This is a genomic window from Rhodococcus sp. OS5, assembly GCF_056837585.1.
Genome location: NZ_JBWWRK010000002.1, coordinates 172,129 through 190,741 on the forward strand (window position 1 = coordinate 172,129; position 18,613 = coordinate 190,741).

Annotated in this window: 14 protein-coding genes and 2 pseudogenes; 7 read left to right on the forward strand and 9 right to left on the reverse strand. The window is 56.0% G+C overall.

The annotated features are described in order from the left end of the window. Positions 1 to 782: 782 nt before the first annotated feature. Positions 783 to 1,553 (forward strand): GntR family transcriptional regulator, encoded by a 771-nt coding sequence (locus ACVZUB_RS30790; RefSeq protein WP_482628842.1) that lies wholly within the window; start codon positions 783 to 785, stop codon positions 1,551 to 1,553. Between the two features lie 1,747 nt (positions 1,554 to 3,300). Here ACVZUB_RS30790 and ACVZUB_RS30795 read toward each other — a convergent pair. The 3 genes from ACVZUB_RS30795 to ACVZUB_RS30805 form a co-directional block, all read right to left on the reverse strand. Next, positions 3,301 to 3,438 carry a hypothetical protein gene (locus ACVZUB_RS30795; RefSeq protein WP_482628843.1) on the reverse strand — a complete coding sequence of 46 codons (138 nt, stop codon included), beginning with the start codon at positions 3,436 to 3,438 and terminating at the stop codon, positions 3,301 to 3,303. A gap of 202 nt (positions 3,439 to 3,640) precedes the next feature. Continuing rightward, the gene (gene eat, locus ACVZUB_RS30800) at positions 3,641 to 5,041 is read right to left on the reverse strand and encodes an ethanolamine permease (RefSeq protein ID WP_482628954.1); all 1,401 of its coding nucleotides are present in this window, start codon (positions 5,039 to 5,041) and stop codon (positions 3,641 to 3,643) included. 554 nt (positions 5,042 to 5,595) lie between these two features. Continuing rightward, positions 5,596 to 6,354, reverse strand: coding sequence for a 5-oxoprolinase subunit PxpA (locus ACVZUB_RS30805; protein WP_482628844.1), 759 nt, complete (start codon positions 6,352 to 6,354; stop codon positions 5,596 to 5,598). A 1,370-nt stretch (positions 6,355 to 7,724) separates the two neighbouring features. Between ACVZUB_RS30805 and ACVZUB_RS30810 the strand changes: the two genes are divergently transcribed. Genes ACVZUB_RS30810 through ACVZUB_RS30825 form a run of 4 tightly spaced genes read left to right on the forward strand, consistent with a single transcriptional unit; the run spans position 7,725 to position 11,283 of the window. After that, the gene (locus ACVZUB_RS30810) at positions 7,725 to 8,621 is read left to right on the forward strand and encodes a 5-oxoprolinase subunit B family protein (RefSeq protein ID WP_482628845.1); all 897 of its coding nucleotides are present in this window, start codon (positions 7,725 to 7,727) and stop codon (positions 8,619 to 8,621) included. Continuing rightward, positions 8,618 to 9,592, forward strand: coding sequence for a 5-oxoprolinase subunit C family protein (locus tag ACVZUB_RS30815; protein WP_482628846.1), 975 nt, complete (start codon positions 8,618 to 8,620; stop codon positions 9,590 to 9,592). Before ACVZUB_RS30810 ends, ACVZUB_RS30815 begins: the two co-directional genes overlap by 4 nt. Positions 9,593 to 9,639: 47 nt before the next feature. Then, positions 9,640 to 9,888, forward strand: coding sequence for an acetyl-CoA carboxylase (locus ACVZUB_RS30820; protein WP_482628847.1), 249 nt, complete (start codon positions 9,640 to 9,642; stop codon positions 9,886 to 9,888). Positions 9,889 to 9,939: 51 nt separating this feature from the next. Further along, positions 9,940 to 11,283 (forward strand): acetyl-CoA carboxylase biotin carboxylase subunit, encoded by a 1,344-nt coding sequence (locus ACVZUB_RS30825; protein ID WP_482628848.1) that lies wholly within the window; start codon positions 9,940 to 9,942, stop codon positions 11,281 to 11,283. A 294-nt stretch (positions 11,284 to 11,577) separates the two neighbouring features. Here the strand turns inward: ACVZUB_RS30825 and ACVZUB_RS30830 are convergent. Beyond that, positions 11,578 to 11,868, reverse strand: a pseudogene (locus ACVZUB_RS30830) (helix-turn-helix domain-containing protein); the annotation flags it as partial. Positions 11,869 to 11,946: 78 nt separating this feature from the next. On the opposite strand from ACVZUB_RS30830, the pseudogene ACVZUB_RS30835 reads away from it, so the two are divergent. Both ACVZUB_RS30835 and ACVZUB_RS30840 read left to right on the forward strand, forming a co-directional pair. Continuing rightward, positions 11,947 to 13,078 (forward strand): annotated as a pseudogene (locus ACVZUB_RS30835) (IS3 family transposase). A gap of 139 nt (positions 13,079 to 13,217) precedes the next feature. After that, positions 13,218 to 14,474 (forward strand): IS256 family transposase, encoded by a 1,257-nt coding sequence (locus tag ACVZUB_RS30840; RefSeq protein WP_482628849.1) that lies wholly within the window; start codon positions 13,218 to 13,220, stop codon positions 14,472 to 14,474. A gap of 1,027 nt (positions 14,475 to 15,501) precedes the next feature. Here ACVZUB_RS30840 and ACVZUB_RS30845 read toward each other — a convergent pair. Genes ACVZUB_RS30845 through ACVZUB_RS30865 form a run of 5 tightly spaced genes read right to left on the reverse strand, consistent with a single transcriptional unit; the run spans position 15,502 to position 18,588 of the window. After that, the gene (locus ACVZUB_RS30845; RefSeq protein WP_482628850.1) at positions 15,502 to 15,783 is read right to left on the reverse strand and encodes a BMC domain-containing protein; all 282 of its coding nucleotides are present in this window, start codon (positions 15,781 to 15,783) and stop codon (positions 15,502 to 15,504) included. Continuing rightward, a complete protein-coding gene (locus tag ACVZUB_RS30850) occupies positions 15,776 to 16,063 on the reverse strand; it encodes a EutN/CcmL family microcompartment protein (RefSeq protein WP_482628851.1) in 288 nt (95 codons plus the stop codon). Before ACVZUB_RS30850 ends, ACVZUB_RS30845 begins: the two co-directional genes overlap by 8 nt. Next, positions 16,060 to 16,491 carry a hypothetical protein gene (locus tag ACVZUB_RS30855; protein ID WP_482628852.1) on the reverse strand — a complete coding sequence of 144 codons (432 nt, stop codon included), beginning with the start codon at positions 16,489 to 16,491 and terminating at the stop codon, positions 16,060 to 16,062. Before ACVZUB_RS30855 ends, ACVZUB_RS30850 begins: the two co-directional genes overlap by 4 nt. Next, positions 16,488 to 17,093 carry a BMC domain-containing protein gene (locus ACVZUB_RS30860; RefSeq protein ID WP_482628853.1) on the reverse strand — a complete coding sequence of 202 codons (606 nt, stop codon included), beginning with the start codon at positions 17,091 to 17,093 and terminating at the stop codon, positions 16,488 to 16,490. The genes ACVZUB_RS30855 and ACVZUB_RS30860 overlap by 4 nt, the downstream gene beginning before the upstream one ends. After that, the gene (locus ACVZUB_RS30865; RefSeq protein WP_482628854.1) at positions 17,086 to 18,588 is read right to left on the reverse strand and encodes an aspartate aminotransferase family protein; all 1,503 of its coding nucleotides are present in this window, start codon (positions 18,586 to 18,588) and stop codon (positions 17,086 to 17,088) included. Before ACVZUB_RS30865 ends, ACVZUB_RS30860 begins: the two co-directional genes overlap by 8 nt. Positions 18,589 to 18,613 lie beyond the last annotated feature (25 nt).

Below are 18,613 nucleotides of genomic sequence, written 5' to 3' on the forward strand. Positions count from 1 at the left end.
GGATTTCTTCCAACCTACTAGATCTCGCCTCGCCTAGCCTCGCCGGATGTCAAAGCAGTGAAAGCTTTGAGTCGGCCATCTGCGTTGCGAGGTCATGTACGTGCCACACGTCATGGGCGGCCTCAATCCATACCCGGGCGGGATCGCCGGTTTTGCTGATGCAACCGGACGATGACTCTCCTCCACCTACTGATCGAGATAGACGCCGGCGCCGTCCAAAAGCTAGCCTCGATTGGGCGTCTGACGGTCGGCCTCTTCGCTTCGGTGCCGGTAGAGGGCGGTAATCCCGACGCCGATGATTTCAGTTTGCCGTTCAAGCGCAATCATTCCCGCATCTGTTGCGCCTGGGCAAGTTTCGTCGCCGTCAGTTTCTCTGCGGACAGGCGCCGGTCCGGCCACGTGCTCATGCTGCAGCGAGACCGATCTGAGTTCGTTCGCGGATGAGATTTCGTCGATTCTGCGAACGGCCCGACTGCAAAAAGGAGCTCGCGACCGGACGTCGTCGCGACGGATTTGGTCAGTCATTTGAATCCGACGCCGCGGGCACAGCTTGAAAGTCGCGACCGAAGCCACCAAAAAATCTGAAGCCCTTCCATCCACGACTAGTCTCCATGTACGTTGTACACCGTTTGTAGGCGAAACTCACCATTGCTTTCACTGTGCATGCCGCCGAGCGACGATGACCCGCACGCCGCAGGTATTTGGTGTGAAACACTTCAAAAGGTCGGCTTTGGTCATTGAGTGGGCAGCCATTTGCTAGCCTGACACGAAGGAGGAATTCTGTGACCAACGGATCCAAACTTGACCAGCCAGAACAATCAAGTCTCAACGCGGAAGAGCTCGAAGGCGCGATACGTGCCATCGTCGTAGAGCGCGATCTCCAGCCTGGAGATCGCATCGGCGCCGAACGAGAACTGGCCACGAACTTCGGCGTGAGCCGATGGTCGATTCGACGCGCACTCGAAAAACTTGAGGACCACAACGAAATCCTACGGACACACGGTCGCAGTGGGGGCATTTTTGTCGCGCCCAAAAGGCTGATGCGAGCCACCCCTGTGGTTGGCCTGCCTCAGTATCTTCGTACTCAAGGTGTCGAATCCGGGACAACAGTTCTCGGTACCCGAACAGCGCCGCCAAACGAAGAGGCAGCAAGACAACTCGAATTGGAGGCAGACGCGTGGATCTTTCATATCGACCGCCTTCGATTGGCAGACGGACTGCCGCTCGCACTGGAATCCGCGCATTTCCCTTGTGACCTCTTTCCCGGGCTTTTAGAGAAACCATTGGGCGGATCGCTATACGAGATATTAGAAACACAGTATGGCGTCCGCAAAGGCGCAGCAGTAGAAAAAATCACAGCCATAGTTGCTAATCGAGAAGTTGCAGGACTGTTGCAAGTATCAGTTGGCACACCTTTAATATCAATCACGCGCACGACGACGCTAGATACTGGCCGACCATTCGAGTACTCCAACGAACTTTACCGAGCTGACCGCACGACGATCACTGTGCGAAGCGACGGCGAGACGGCACATACTTCTATCGACGCTTAACAGGTTAATTGCATCATTATATCGCAACACTCGAAAGCCCCGTAGACGTTATCAAGTGGACAGTCCAAGTTTTCCGACAAGTCGAGTCATTGCCGAAATAGACGGGAGATCCTTGCAGCCTCAGCGAACAAAGGATCTCCACAGAGGCGACCGGATACTTTCCGCAAGGCCTCACCTTCAGCTTTGAATTTCGCGAACTTGCAGTACGGGGAAGATATTCCGATTTTATCTTCGCGACTGCTCCTGTCGTACTGGCGAAGGTAACCCCTGGCGAGCACACCATCGGTTACCCACATTTCTCCGAGTTTGAGCCTGCCCAAAGACAATATAGGAATTTAAATAGAACTAACCTGATGGGTGGATCAACCTTAAATGACGACCACCGCATCTATGATCGGATCGCCGGACGAATGGACCACGTCGCCGGAAAGCGCTGACACCGGTTAAGGATGCGCGCAGCTGACCGTAGATGTAATCAGGTACATAGAATAATCAGATCCGCGGCAACCTTCGCAGGTACGTTAAATTAGCGCATCGGCATCTGGATGATGAATAGGTGTCGTCAGTACATTCATATAATGTTGCATGCACAGACATGAACAATTGCCATTGATGTTTTGCGAAGTGATTCCGTAAGAGATTTTAGGTTCCCGAGAAGAATAAGTGGTTACTGTCAATCACTTCTCTGAAGCAGTGAAATCATCGCGGTACATACAGCAGACTTGGATACCAAGAATCCACTCCAAGCCAAGATTTCAGCGGTAATCCCAATCGGACCGGAGATCCAAATACACCATCCTTCTGAAGAGGATAGTGCTATCTCGGCAGCAACGAATAGAGTTTTTCGGGCCAAGATGTGTGGGCATCCGGTGCGGTGTGGTCGTAGGAGTCGGGCCCGAGTATCCACTACGCGGCTGGCTGTCGAATACGCCGTTAACGAACTCGGAACGGAACAACACCGGCGCCGCTCAACTGGATGCCGAGGCGCAGGCTGCCGATGCAGCAGAAGTGCGTCCTGGTGTGGGTTACGGTGACCTGCAACTTCGAGCTGAATCGCGAACTCAAGTTTGCCACCGAGATCCAGAGTTCGATATTGATTCTTCCGCTACAAAACTCAACAGTAACAACAAGCGATCATCGACTACATCAACCGAAGCCACAACGAGTCCGTGCCGTGGCAATCATTCAGCGTGCCAAACAAGCTCGTCGCGCGATTGCACTATTCATGCGCTTCGGCGCTCTTAGTCGTTTTTCATCTCTATAGGCCGTTCGCGACGAGAACCTCAAGCAAGTAGAAGTCAGCCCCATGAGTATGTCGAGAATTACGCGGTCTGCCGGCGTGTGCAAGGCATTCCGGGAATGCGCAGCCCGTGCATCGATGTCGCACAGTTCAAATTCGGACACGATTAATGAGCGTCTCCAGTCTCGCTGAGGGAAGAGTTGACGGGTGCAGACCCAACGGATCGCCACGAGAAACAAGACACCGCCGCAACCGTAAGTTGACCCAAATTCAGTGAGCCTCTCGGTCAAGGCGGACAGAAGGAGCGATACTACCAATACGGCGTTGATAGCCGCACCCGACTGAGGATCTGCGGGTCAACTTCCGCAACGTCAAGAAAACCGCGATCCAATTCATCGAGAACGGCCTCTCAAATCTGCCGCTCCCACTTGAGTCTGCCGATTCCACTCAAGAAGGTCCAACGGACAGATCCATCCCCAACCCGGCTCCGGAACGGCAAGGCTAAATCTACGCACCTTCGACTTCGCACATTGCATCAATTTCGAGTTCTGCCATCTGCTCGACGTTGAAGTGATGAACTATACGACGCTCTTCGCTGAACGTCTCCAACGAGGGGAAGAGCACCACAAATACGATCGATCCCACGCGCACTATCGGAGTAACACTCTTCGAACATCTCAAAAAGCGCAAGATCCGCTGTCACAAGCCTCGTTCAGAGGCACGCCTAATGGCGCATCAGTTACCCAGCTAGAGCCCGCCTCGCCCACCTGCATGGCAACTCTGAATTGGTCGAAGGTGGACGTAGCACGTCACGCGAACGGCGTTCCAATTTGGTTAATCTGCACTACTATCGGAGTTCCTGCTGTGCTTTGGCGAGCGCAGCGAATTCTTCCTCTGACGACGCGGCAACGAGACGATGGCGACTGTAGACCGCGAAATACAGCATGAATGCTCCGAACACCCCGAGGCAGCACAACGCAGCAACTATGTCCACCAAGAACGTGGCAACCACGGCAACGATAGCGATCAACATCGCGACACCGGTGGTAACCACACCACCAGGGGTCTTGTACGGGCGCTCCATATCTGGTTCACGACGCCGCAAGAGTATGTGACTGAGAGTGATCAAAACATAGCTCAACGCCGCACCGAAGACGGTAATGTTGATAAGCAGTGCCCCTTTACCGGTCAGAGACAACACGAATCCCAGTACTCCTGGCACCAACAACGCCAATGTCGGAGCTTTCCGGGAATTCGTGACCGACAGAATGGTTGGTAGGTAGCCGGCTCGAGACAGGGCGAATAGTTGACGCGAATATGCATAGATTAAGGAGAAGAAGCTAGCTACCAAACCAGCTAACCCGATGTAGTTTACGACGGTCCCCCACATCGATCCCCCGAGCGCTGAAACAAGGGGATTACCGGATTCGGAAATTGCCGAAGCCCCACCCGCTCCCGTGGCTAGAAAAAGCACAGCAACGCAGGTTACGAGCAAAACCGACATCGCTGCGATGATGCCGCGTGGAACATTACGTTTTGGATCGGTTGCTTCTTCAGCGGCAAGAGGCACGCCCTCCACCGCTATGAAGAACCAGATGGCAAACGGAAATGCGGCCCACACGCCGATGTAGCCAAACGGTAAGAATTCTGATGCGCCAGTAGCGCTGGTTGGTTCAATATCGAAGAGATGACTGGTCTCGAAGTGTGGCAGCGCGGCAATCGAGAAGATCAACAGCCCGATGAGCGCGACTGCAGTGATCACGAACATCAATTTGAGAGCCTCGCCCACCCCGCAGAGATGAATACCTATGAATAGAGCATAAACTGCCAGATATACCCACCAACCGTCAGTGATGCCGAACAGATGCAATGAATCGACGTAGGCTCCGATAAACGTCGCAATCGCGGCAGGGCCGGCGGCATACTCGATCAGAATTGCTGTACCCGTTGCGAAACCACCCCACGGTCCCATCGCTCTCCGCGCAAACGTATAACCACCCCCGGCAATGGGGAGGGCAGAGGAGAGCTCAGCCATTCCGAGAACCACGCCGAGATACATGACCGCGACGACAACAACGGCAATAGCAAGTCCACCGAAACCACCCTCTGCTAGGCCGAAGTTCCATCCAGAGTAGTCACCGGAAATGACATAACTAACCCCAAGTCCGGCCAAGAGTATCCAGCCTGCGCTGCCACGCCTCAGCTGCCTCTTCTCGAAGTACTCGTCCGAGATCGACCGGTCCCCGATGTCATTTGAGAGTTTTGTAGGCTTTTCTGCTACCACGATTTTTCGCTCCTGATCGTCCACTACCAATATTCGGCCCGCGCTACTATGCGCGTTGAGTCCAGACATGTCGCATATCGCTTGAGTCCCTTTTGGAGCAACCACAGAGTCGCCCAACTGGTCGCAACAGTGGTTAGCACGTCTCGTTTGGTCTATCGAGCATTCTCACTCCGAATCGGTATGAGAAACAGCGTCACCACAACTACACGTCGGTCACAGCAGAACTGTGCTGGTGACTCTGACCGTTCCACCAGCAGGCATAGCCTGCCGGCATGGTCCCGACAATCTCGCCGAGTTGCATTTCGCCGAAAACCATTCGGCTCAAATTGGAAGGCGCTAAAACATCTATCCCGAGAATATTGAATCTCAATTGCATCTCGTATCTTTCGAAACGAAGATTGAAGTCCACATTTTCATGGATAGTATCCGATCACGCCTAACTGTAAGGTTAGGCCACCGTGTTGCAGGCTGCTGTTCCAGCACGAAAGGGGCTTTCGAGCTATAGGCCAGGCCGAAGATCAGATCTCACTAACTCCACGCAAAACTTCACTGATAGTCTCAGCTACAGCCACGGCGTTGGGTCCGTCTGAATGAAACAGCAGGGCCTCTGTTTCGGGTGCCTGCAACACCGTGCCGTCACTGATCACGATCTCCCGCCGTGTATACACGCTTGTTGTCTGCTCGCGCGTGTAAGCAAGATCCGTAACTCGCTTGCGGCCACGCTCCAACATGACCGATCCATCGGAGTTGTATTGCATGTCAGCCAAAACCATAGGTACGACGTGGTGGCCGAGCAATTTAACTTCCTCGGCAAACACCGAGCCTGCGATTGGAGCAGGCCACGGGACATCAACCCCGGGAGCGACACCATGGATAGCACGTGCCGCTGCTACCGCGATTGCATCATTCTTTGAAAGATAGGCATACATAGCCCCGTGGGGGAAGACGTGGTTCAGTTCCAATCCCTTTGCACGCATAAACCCTTGTAATGCACCGATCTGATAGATGAGCATCGCGGCAATCTCGTCAGGTCCGAGGGGTAAGGGAATGCGCCCGAAGTTCATTTTGTCGGGAAATCCAGGGTGAGCTCCAATCTTGACACCTGCTGCTGCCGCCATATCGATAGTACGGCTCATCACCATTGGATCGCCCGCATGTCCCCCACATGCGATGTTGGCCATGGTTATGTGCTCCATCAGCGCAGCATCGAATCCGAATTCCCAAATTCCGAATCCTTCACCCATATCACAGATGACTTCTGGTTTTTTCAGCATCATGTGGTCCTTAAACTGTGTGTCGATGGCTTTCTGTCTCTCGGTTGAACCTCTAAGTCTCGATCTTTACTCTGTGCCGCGGATCGAACCGAGTACTGCACGAACTCAAAAAATCCCGATAAATCAAAAGCTTTTGCGAATGCGAAATGAACATCGCAACAGAAGCGATCGGCACAAGGACCACCGCGATTCCGATCCGTGACTGCGCTACCCGACGCCCAGACAATAGTGGCCCGATCATTCACGGCAGCAGGCCAACTAGTCACCACAGGCTAACCCTACCTACCTCACACTGCAACCTTTTAGGCAAATTGGTTGCAGCTCAGGCTGCGGCCTTCCGTGTTGATCATGTGGCGAGCTGGACGTTCTTTCACATACTGGAGACTGCACAAAGTCGTGACACAAGGCCTGGTTGCGGCCGGAACGCGCAAACTTCAAGCTCGCCCGTTCGAGTCCCGAACCGTCGTTCTTCGTTCGAGTCTGACGTTGGTTTGCTCGCGAGATCATCGGCTTGCCAGCAACCGAATAGGCGCTTTCGGGAGCAAAGGGTTGTGAAAGGTTGTGGATAGCGCTAGCCTGTGACCGGAGTCACCTGCGTGTGCGGATTGCGCACGGAGACACCGCACGGTCTTGAGGTTGGGAGCGGCGACAGACATGTCCGTGTCTTGCGACATCGCGAACATCGACAACCCAAATCAAGCTTCCGATCTGCAGCTCCGTCCGCACACCGGCGACTCCATTCCTAGTGAGGGTGGCAGACAGGCAGGCACGACACGACGGGACGGCCACAAAATGACAGGACGGGCGCGGATGACGAACCTGCCACAGGTAACGATCTGTATCCCGAACGAAGGTTCGAGGCAATCCGAGAACCTACGTCGAACAACGAGCCTTGGAACACTGCTCTCCCCGTATGGGATACACGTCTTGTCGCAGCACCCGGAGGTCACGATCGTTCGCAAGATCTCGTTACATCGAAGATTCCAATGTTAAAGGTTGGTTTCAGGCACCGGAACGGGTCGTTCAATGTGCTGAAGGTAGGTATGGTTGGTAATTGTCGCAACTCTGCATGCAAATGGTAAGTAACGGTTGCCTCAATCTGAATTGGGTCGACTTTCTGTCCCGTAGTGATCTGAGCGGCAGTTCGGTCCATCAACCGGCTACAGTCGCCGCTCCCCGAGTATTTTGCGAGGAATAAAACAATGTCATCCGAGAGCAGTGCCGGAAAACTTTATATCAGGGAAAGCTTGGCCACAGGACAACTTCTGCCGAGAAGAGTTCAATTGGTGATGGCCGAAAATGCTCATAACCTGGTTCGGTTACGTGGCACACGACTTGTTCGTTCAACGCCATGCATGGCAGGTTGACCTGCCATGCTGCAACGCGAAACATTCATGACCACTCGATACACGCCTGGTGGAGACGAATTCATACTCGTCGAATTCGACGAAAGCATGAGCCTTGAGGTTAATCTGCTTGTCCAGCGGGTGGTGACTCAAGTCCAGGAAGCAGCGCTCGAGGGAATAATCGACGTATGCCCGGCCAATGTGTCCTATCTTGTGAGATACGACCCTGACGTCATTAAGTTTGACGAAATTGAAAGATTCCTCAAAAATGTTGAGTCGCAATCACTCTCAGATCGAGGAAAACCCTTCCCCACTCGCATCATTGACATACCCATCCTATTCAATGATCCCTGGACTCACGAAGTCCTGATGAAGTTCAGAGACCGAGTACAGGACCCCGACGCTACCGACATCGAGTATCTGACTCGAATCAATGGTTTGCCCAGCATTGACGCCTTCATCGACGCCATCACCTCGGCTCCACATATGGCAACTTTGACAGGTTTCAGTCTCGGGGTGGTTTGGTCTTACCAACTTGTGCCACGAGCGAAACAGTTACAGGGACCGAAGTACCTGCAACCACGCACTGAAACACCTGCACGCGCATTCGCGCTGGGTGGAGCCTTCACCGCGGTGTATCCAAGCGAGAGCCCGGGCGGTTACCCCATGCTCGGACGAGCGGCAGCACCCGCATACGACCCAGCACAGCGCTTACCGGATTTCCAAGAACGACCCGAACTTGTCGGAATCGGAGACATCTGCAATTACCGACCAGTCGACCGCGACGAGTACGACTCGATCGGAAAAGCGGTGGACGCCGGCACATTCCGCTTTGCTATTAAAAACGTCGAGTTCGATCCGCAGTCGCTCATCGACGAACCCGTAGGTTACTGCTCCAGTCTCACGGAGGCTCTTTACTCATGATCGAAGTCGTACACCCCGGCATCATGACCACCGTGCAAGACCTTGGCAGACCAGGCCAATACCGGCGCGGCATTCCACCCTCAGGCGCACTGGATCTGGAGTCTCATCGGCTCGCAAACGCCCTGGTGCATAACCGAGAAGACGCCGCGTCTCTGGAATTCACCTTCATGGGACCGACTTTGAAGTTCTCTTCACCCGTTGCCTTCGCAGTAACTGGTGGTGAGATTCCGGTCATGCTCAACGGTGAAGCGATCGAACCGTGGCAGTCACATCAGGCCAACACCGACGATATTCTGTCCTTCGGGTTTCTCCAGAGCGGAGTCCGTGGCTATCTCAGTTTCTCCGGCGGACTCGCAGTCCCCCTCTACCTCGGTTCCGCCTCCACGCTTGTCAATGCCGGACTCGGCGGTATCGAGGGTCGAAAGCTCATCACGGGCGACATACTGCTCACCGGTGAACAAACCTGTCGATTTGTTTCGACACGACTCGACAGCCGATACCGACCACAGTTCCCACGCGATGTAGAGCTTCGGTATGTGCCTGGCCTGTTCGACTATCGGTTGACGCCCGAAGGACGCCGCGACTTTAGTGAACGAATATGGACAGTGACACCCAACGCCGACCGCACCGGTGTGCGCGTTTCATCTCCAACCAAGACACCGTTGGAATTCGTTTCTCGCTCAACACCCTTCGGCACCGGCAACAATCCCTCCAACGTCGTCGACACAGGTTATCCACTAGGAGCCATTCAGCTTCCTGCGGGTATCGAACCTATCGTTCTGTCCCGCGACGCAGTCACGGCAGGGGGATATTGCACCGCCGGTGCCGTTATTTCGGCTGACCTCGACCGTCTCGGTCAGGCAGTTACGCACGGCAAGGTCAAGTTTGTACCTGTGTCGCTAGAGGAGGCAGCCATCGCACGGAACGAGCGCCGTAACCGAATCGCCGAGGCCGTTCACACGCTTTCTTAGAATCCGAGCTCGCATCAATACGAGGACCTGTACGAAAGGCCAACAATATGTCCACTCACACCATCAAAACGCCTATTCCAGGTGTCTTCTACCGACGCTCATCGCCGGACGCACCGGCGTACGTTGAACAAGGGTCGAGCGTAAAGGTCGGGGACACGATCGGTCTCGTGGAACTTATGAAGAGCTTCCATCCCGTGACCAGCGATGTCAACGGAATCGTAACTTCTGTTCTCGTAGAGGATAACGCTGAAGTGTCGCCAGGACAAAACATCATCGAGATCACAATAAGTGATTAGTTCCAGCATCTTTCACTGTCGCATCACATTCTGCCTTATGAGGTTTTTGCCATGAAAAAACTGTTCATCGCTAACCGCGGCGAGATCGCAATCCGCATTCTCCGCGCCGCCCACGAACTTGGAATCGAAACCGTACTTGCGGTCAGCGAGGAAGACTGTGAGGGTCTACCCGCAAAGTTGAGCGACGAAGTCGCCAATGTCGGTCCTGCACCCGCGACCAAAAGCTATCTATCACGTCAATCTATGCTTGACGCTGCCCTCCTTTCGGGTGCCGATGCCGTGCACCCTGGATACGGCTTCCTCTCGGAGGACGCCAAATTCGCGCAGGCTGTAATCGATGCTGGACTCACGTGGGTGGGGCCGGCACCGAAGTCCATTCGACTGATGGGTGACAAGGCGGCTGCACGCGAGGCTGCTCGTGCTGCCGGTGTTCCGATTATGAATGGTAGCGATGGAATCATCAGTGACATCGATGATCTTAAGGTCACCGCAGAACAGATCGGGTACCCCCTCTTGATCAAAGCGGCGGCAGGCGGCGGTGGCCGCGGAATTCGAGTCGTACGAGATTCCGCAGATCTCGAGCAAGAATACAAGGTGGCCTCTGCCGAAGCATCGGCAGCTTTCGGCGACGGCAGTGTATACCTTGAGCGATATATTACCCGGGCAAGGCATGTAGAGGTCCAGATTCTTGCAGACGGACACAACGCCATTCACCTGTTCGATCGCGATTGTTCGATGCAGCGCAAGCAGCAAAAAGTCGTGGAAGAAGCGCCTGCCCCAAACATCCCTGAGCATATCCGCGAACAGATGCTCGACGCCTCAGTCCGCCTGGCCGAGGCGTGCGAGTACAGCGGCGCCGGGACCGTCGAATTCTTGTACGACGTCGACAAAGGCGAGGTCTGCTTCATCGAGATGAACACGCGACTCCAGGTGGAACATCCGGTAACCGAGATGGTCACCGGCGTTGACCTAGTGCGCGAGCAATTGAAGATTGCAGCAGGGGAGAAACTTGGCCTGATACAGGACGATATCCTTGTGCGTGGCCATGCCATCGAGGTCAGACTGTGCGCCGAGGATCCCAGCCAGAACTTCATGCCCTCTCCTGGGGTAATTCAAGCTGTTACTTGGCCCACCGGCCCCGGCGTGCGTATCGACAGCGGTGTTACCACGGGATCCAGGGTTTCACCTTACTACGACTCGATGTTAGCCAAATTGATCGTCTGCGACTCAGACAGAGATGCAGCGATCACACGACTCGAGCGAGCACTGAACGAGCTGGAATTGGTCGGGCTCTCCACCACACAGCAGTTCTTACAGTCACTAATCCGCACGGCCGAGTTCTCAGAAATTTCGCATCACACGAAATTCATCGAAGAATCGTTCTTCGCGAAGTAGGAGGGGTTTAGTCCGAATACGAGGGAGTGCGACGCCGGGCTCCCTCGTATTACCCTATCCGCAGATTGATCGAGCGTTTGAGGTGCTTAGATTTACATGCATCACAAGCTGAAAAACGGAAAATGAAGTTGACCCTAAGCCGACAGCTTGAATTACGCACCGGCGGACTCGAAACCTCCCGTTTTGAGGCGCCCGGATGCAGGTACAGTGGCTTTTCAACTTTGATCGGGCAACCACGGCGGAGTCCCAATTCTTCAGTCTTCGTCACTGCCCCACTTCATGGTTCTACAGGGTTCAGCGAATGAGCCAGCAAAGAGCACTCGGGGCACGCCGCAGCAAGAATCCAACCGCAGCCTTTCCAGATGGCGCGACGACCGCCGCGTGGATTGTTCGTCGATAAGCGTTCGGCGACACCCCGGAGGAAGTGAGCAGGTGCTGCCGAATCGAGCCCGCAGAGCCGAACGCCGCCTCCTCGGTAACCCTGTCGATCGGCAAATCCGTACTCTTGAGCAGCTGTCGGGCGCGTTCGACCCGCTGCTGGGTCAGCCACGTCATCGGGCTCAACCCGACCTCATCTCGGAACTGACTGGATCCCCGTGAACAGGTCCAGTGGTTGTGAGGGTTCTGATGCACCAAGATGGGTGCAGGAGGACGAAACACAACATGGCACGTCGACACACACCCGAACAGATCATCCGCAAGCTCCGAGAAGGCGAAAAGCTCCTCGGCGAGAAGTTCACGATCGAGGACGTCTGCAAACACCTCGAAGTGTCCGAAGCGACCTGGCATCGCTGGCAGAGCCAGTACGGCGGCATGAAATCCGACGACGCCAAACGCCTCAAGGAACTCGAAAAAGAGAATGTGCGACTGAAGAAGATGGTGGCCGATCAGGCTTTGGACCTTGACATGCTCAAGGAGTTGAACCGGGGAAACTGGTAAGCCCGGACCGCCGCCGCAGGGCCGTGGAAGTACAGCGGGAACGGTTCGGGATATCCGAACGCAGAGCATGTGCTGTGGTGGGTCAATCTCGGTCGGTCCAACGCCGTCGGCGAAGCGTCGACGAGACCGAGAAGGTCCTTCGGGAGAAGCTGCGAGAGATCTCTCGCAAGCATCCGCGTTGGGGATGGCGCAAAGCGCACGCCCTCTGCCACGCCGACGGTTTGGTGACCAACCGTAAACGCACGCAACGATTGTGGCGTGAGGAAGGGTTGAAGCGGCCGCTGCGGGTGCGGAAGAAGCGCCGCATCGGCGAGGGCCGCAATCAGCGGTCGGCAGCCGCGCATCCGGACCATATGTGAGCGCTGGATTTCCAGGTTGATGTCACGGTGGACGGCCGGCAGGTGCGGTTTCTCAATATTGTCGACGAGTTCACGAGGGAAGCTCTTGCCACACAGGCATTTCGGTCGTGCACCTCGGACCGGATGACTCAGGAGTTGGATCGGATTATTGCCCGTACTGGGCGAAGGCCCGCCCATATTCGGATGGACAACGGTACCGAAATGACGGCGCACGCGATGCGCGATTGGTGTCGGTTCGCCGGAGTGGATGCCTCGTTCATCGACCCGGGGTCGCCGTGGCAGAACGGGATCTGCGAGTCGTTCAACGGCCGTTTCCGGGACGAGTTCCTCAAACTTGCGAGGTGTTCCATTCGCTGACCGAGGTTCAGGTTCTTGCCGACGATTGGAGAATGTACAACAGTTATCGACCACACGGATCGCTCGGATTCAGAACACCTGAAGCATTCCGTGCGCAATGGTTAGTGGCCGAGTTCGTTCAGGAATTGCAACCCGCATAGGGTAAGTCCCCTGGGGTGGTGGACATTCGGTGAGACAGCGTAGCCGCAGGTCGGGCGTGTCGTTCCGGTTCTGTGAGTGGGCCATCGCGTAGTGATGAACGAGTTACCTGACCAGTGACTCGACCAAAGGATCCACGCGATGACCCACGACCATTCTGCCCTGATCGCTCAGCTAGATGTCCTCAAGGGTGCCGATCCAGCGAACGTGTTCGCCGAACTGATCCGCGCCGGACTGCAAGCCTTGATCGATGCCGAAGCCACCGAGGTCCTCGGCGCCGGCCGCTACGAACGCACCGCCGAGCGCACGAACTACCGCAACGGAAACCGGCCGAAGACCGTCGCAACCACCAGCGGCGACATCGAGGTACAGATCCCGAAACTGCGCTCCGGGTCGTTCTTCCCGTCTCTGCTCGAACGCCGCCGGCGCATCGATCAGGCCCTGTACGCGGTGATCATGGAGGCCTACGTCCACGGCGTATCCACCCGCAACGTCGACGACCTCGTCGCCGCGTTGGGTGTGGAGTCAGGGATCTCGAAGTCGCAGGTCTCGCGGATCTGCGCAGGTCTCGACACCGAGATCGCGAGGTTCCGCGAACGCACCCTGACGCACACCAGCTTTCCGTACATCTTTCTCGACGCCACGTACTGCAAGGTTCGAATCGGTGCTCACGTGGTCTCTCACGCCCTCGTCGTCGCGACTGGGGTGTCGATCGACGGCACCAGAGAAGTGCTGGGTACTGCGGTCGGCGATAGTGAGTCGTTCGATTTCTGGCGGGAGTTCCTGGTCGGGTTGAAAGTGCGCGGCCTGTCGGGGGCGCATTTGGTGATCTCCGATGCGCATTCCGGTTTGAAAGCAGCTGTGGCACAGCAGTTCGCAGGGGCGTCGTGGCAGCGATGCAGAGTGCATTTCATGCGGAATGTCGGCTCGGCCGTGTCGTCGAAGCATGTGCCACCGGTGATGGCGGCAATCAAGACGATCTTCGCGCACACCGAACCCGATGCAGTTGCGCAGCAATGGGATCAAGTTGCCGACACGTTGTACGAGTCGTTTCCGAAAGTCGCCACGATGATGCGCGGCGCCAAAGAAGACGTGCTTGCGTTCCGAGTGTTCCCGAAGGCGCATTGGCAGAAGATCTGGTCGAACAATCCGATAGAGCGGCTGAACAAGGAGATCAAGCGCAGAGCTGATGTGGTGGAGATATTTCCGAACCCGGCGGCGTTCCTGCGTTTGGCGACGGCGGTGGTCATCGAATCCCATGACGAATGGCAGGTCACCCGCCGCTACGTCTCTGACGTCAGCATGGACGAACTACGAGACGTCATCGACGCGAAGAAACGAGCCGCGACCCACGAAGCAACGACCGAATCTTTGACACCAGAGCTCGAAACCGCATAACCTACAACACGACTCGTTGATCACGAACCTGATGGTTCACCGATCCGAAGTACACCACTCCATGGGACGCTATCCCCGCATAATCAGTGAACCCGCGGTCGGGGCCCAGTCACCTCACGTAGCGCCAAGCTGGAGTATCGGGCTTCGGTCGCACAGTGGAAGGCCGAAATGGTGGCCAGACAGCCGAAAAATGCGAAGCTGGTGTCCAATCCGCGGTTGCAAGACTACGTTCAAGACCGACGGAGCCGCATCATTCGCCGCCCGAACGGCCCGATCATGGCAGGTCCGGCGGTGCCGGAATGCAAGGGCGAAGCAAGCCCCACCGCCAGGACTGGTTGTGGTCGACGCTAATCGAGTTCGAGACAATCAACCAGGACGCATACGCGGTCCACGGGCCGAGACTTTCGCTTGGACGAAATCCGCCTTGTAGGTACTCGCGAACACTAAAGGACGAAAAACTTCAAGAACACCGCATTGGTGGCCGCTGCGGCAAACTCCAATATTTCGATTGTCGCAAAACACAAAAAAACTTCGCTGTATCGACATCGGCGTGCATATGTTCAGACACACACGGCAGTGAACGAATCTTCACAGCAGTCGAACGGCAAATGGCGTCCTGAAGCTCGGCAAAACTCGATGAAGGGCGATCCCGACCCCCGAGTTGTGTGAGACCGGATGGGAAGCAACACAGAACGTAGCTGCTTCCCATCCGGCACCGACCGTTGAGAAGTAGAGATACTCTAGACGGCATGATGGCCTGATCAACGGCGAGCGTAGCTTCCCGACTCTACCGCTCCGAACAGCCAGCCACCCGGCCCCAATCAACTTTCAGCGATGCGGACCCACCGGGGGAAGAGGGAATCACGACTGCTCACAGTCCCTTCCAAGCGAGATGAATCCGATACCACCCGTTCGCCGGCACATCTTCTCTGTCGTCATCGCTGAGCAATGCGCACACGGAATGCGGATGGCAGCGGAATTCTGGACATCGATCCTCCGCGGACCTGAGGCCTTCCCTACTCGCAAATTACCCCTTGTCGTTGATCATGAAGTGCTTAGAGAGATCAGAATGGGGGCGAGGAATGACGTGAACGGAAACGAGTTCTCCGATAGTGGAGGCAGTTTCTGCACCCGCCTCGGTTGCTGCTTTCACCGCACCGACATCACCCTTGATGATGACAGCGATGAGTCCGCTTCCGACCTCTGCGCGACCGACGAGGGTAACGTTGGCTGCTTTGACCATAGCGTCAGCAGCAGCGAGAGAGGCTACGTAGCCGCGGGTTTCGATCATTCCGATTGCATCACTCATTGGAGGTTCCTTCTCGTAGGATGTTGGTTGTGTTCGGGGTCGAAGGCTGGTCGAGGACTCCCACGACCAGAGCATCAGTGGGCGGGCTTCCAGACAGGTGCTGGGAGACACTGCTGCCCAACGCAACTAGCACGTGGTCGCCGATTCCGCTGCCCAGATAATCCAACGCGACATACCGCTGCTCGGTACCGTGACGTTGAACTTCCAGCAGCGCCCCGGAGGGAAAGCCGTCGAGTCGTTTGGTCGCCCATACCGGACCGATGACGGTTGCTTTGATCATGACCGGTACACCACTGTCACACCGGATTTGCGGATTCGTTCGCGAGCCAATGGCGTGATGACGACAGCACCGCCGAGCACGAGCCTGGCACCATCGGAGATGGCACGCTCGACAGTACGTTCGGTCAACGCTCCGCGCTCGATTTCGATGTCTGCCGCACCAGTGGCGGCCTCGCTCACCGCGCGAGCAGTTTCCGACGGAGTGACAACTTCGGTCTCAAGGCAGAAACGGAGTTGTCCCGAACGCACGAGCGGGCCGGTTGTCGGATCGTCGAGCATAGCGATCAGAGTGGCAACGAAACCGTTGAGTTGATCATCGTTCGAAACGACCACCGTCTGAGGTTGGGGTGAGAGCCCCAACTCCGGCAGCACATCCCTGATGACCTCGCGGATCAGGCTACGCAATCCCTCGCGGTCATCGGCAGTCATCGCCGCAACTCCAACGCAGCCGTTGCAGCCTCTGCAGCTGTGCGCACCGAATCTTCGTCCCCAGCAAGATAAACCCGGCCCGAAGCACCCATCATGCGGTAATCGACCACCTTGATCGAACTCGCTTTCTCGGCTTCGTTGGTCGCCAGAATTGCGTAGGACGCGGGTTGCATCTCCATCACGAACAACGAATCACCAGGCAACAACATCGATCCGGACTTGTTGCGGTTGATCAAAAACGCATGTTCGTCGTCAACGTTGGAAATGATCTTCGACGCAATCACCTCCGGCGGCCGGGCGTCGGCGGCCGAGGCACCCAACGCATCGAGCACTGCATCGGCCGCCAACCGCACCGCATCAGCCGAGTGTGAATGAATCTCGAGATAGCCGAACTGACGTTCGACGACCAACATCCCCGCGCGAACCTGCGAATGCTTCAAAGCCACATCGGTGAGAGCTTCGATATCAAGACCAGGTGCGATTTCGATCACCTGGGCTGACATATTCATCCGGGGCAAACTACCGCGCACGAACGTCCCGAGATAGCACATCGTCTGAGGCTGCAGTTTGTCGATGAAAATGAATGATCGGAGATCAGCCATGACTTTGACCAATCAACCCGCGCAACTCTTCGACAATCAGCCGACGCAACTCCTCACGCATCCCACCATCACCCAACACGGCACCAGAATCAATGCGCGGCATATGTGTCTGGCGTGTTGAACCGTCCGGAACTCGTTGGGATCGTAGTCCTTTCGCGACGCCGTCGAATTCCGTCAGTAGGCGGTCGGTGTCCGACTGGCTCATTACCAACGGCGGGCGGACCTTGATGACACTGCCATAGCTACCCGCAGCGCTTACCAATACTCGATGCTGTCGGAGGCCGTTGACGAAGGCTGAGGTTGTCGCCTGATCGGGTACCTTTGATTCGAGGTCGGAAACGAATTCGACCCCGATGTACAGACCAGCGCCACGAACATCGGATGCAAATCCGTTTCGGGCGAGTATTTCACGGAGACCGGTCACCAGTTGCTGCCCCTTGTCTTGGGCATTTGCCAACAAGTTTTCATCGCGTATGACATCAAGGACTGCCTGGCCAGCCGCTATCGGCACGTTCTCACCACCGTAGGTATTGAAGTACGCCGCGTTCTGCGCAAACGTCTCCAAATGTGAGCTCTTCGCCACTACACCCGCGATAGGCATTCCGTTGCCCATGGGCTTGCCCATGGTCACAAGGTCTGGCACCACACCGCTACGCTGATACCCCCACATAGCTGTTCCCGTGCGCGAAAAACCAGATTGAACCTCGTCGCTAATGAACAGACCACCCGCCCGATGGACCAAGTCTGCCGCGGAGCGGAGAACACCAGGATCGGGGTAAATCCCGTCCGAAGAGAACAGGCTGTCGACTATCAGTGCTGCCAGCCCGACACCTCGGCGGTTCAGGTCATCGATCTGGTTTTGCAGATTGCTTAGAAATTGAGTCTCAAGTTCAGAACGATCGATCCTGAATGTATCGGGTGGGGGCACCAGCCGTACGTCCGACCCCAAAATGGTTCCTCTACCAGAAGAAGGAGACCATGACGCAACGTCTCGAGTACAGCCGTGGTAAGCGAACTCGGACACGATCACACCGCTGCCGCCACTGACCTCGCGCGCTATTCGTACCGCAAGATCGTTGGCTTCCGATCCGGTGCACGTGAACATCACATTGCTCAACGCATCGTCGTGAGTATCTACAAGATTCTCTGCGTAATCGACGATGTCGCGCTGTAGGTAACGCGTATTCGTGTTCATCAGCCGCAACTGTCGTGACACTGCTTCCACTACGCGCGGATGGTTGTGACCGACGCTTGCGACGTTGTTGTAGGCGTCGAGGTATTCGTCACCGTGAATATCGATAATTTTTGTGCCTTGGGCACGTGCCGGCTGGAAGGGGTCCGAATAGGCAAGTCGGTACGCAGGACCCATTACGCGACTGCGCCGTTCGACGAGTTCTCGCGTCTCAGGGTCGAGGGAGGAGAGCCCTTCTGCGCTAAGCGAATTGAGCGCCACAATTTCGACCTTCTCAGGCCCTGCGCTAGGTACTTCCTGCATTATGTGAGATTCCTTCAACATTCGA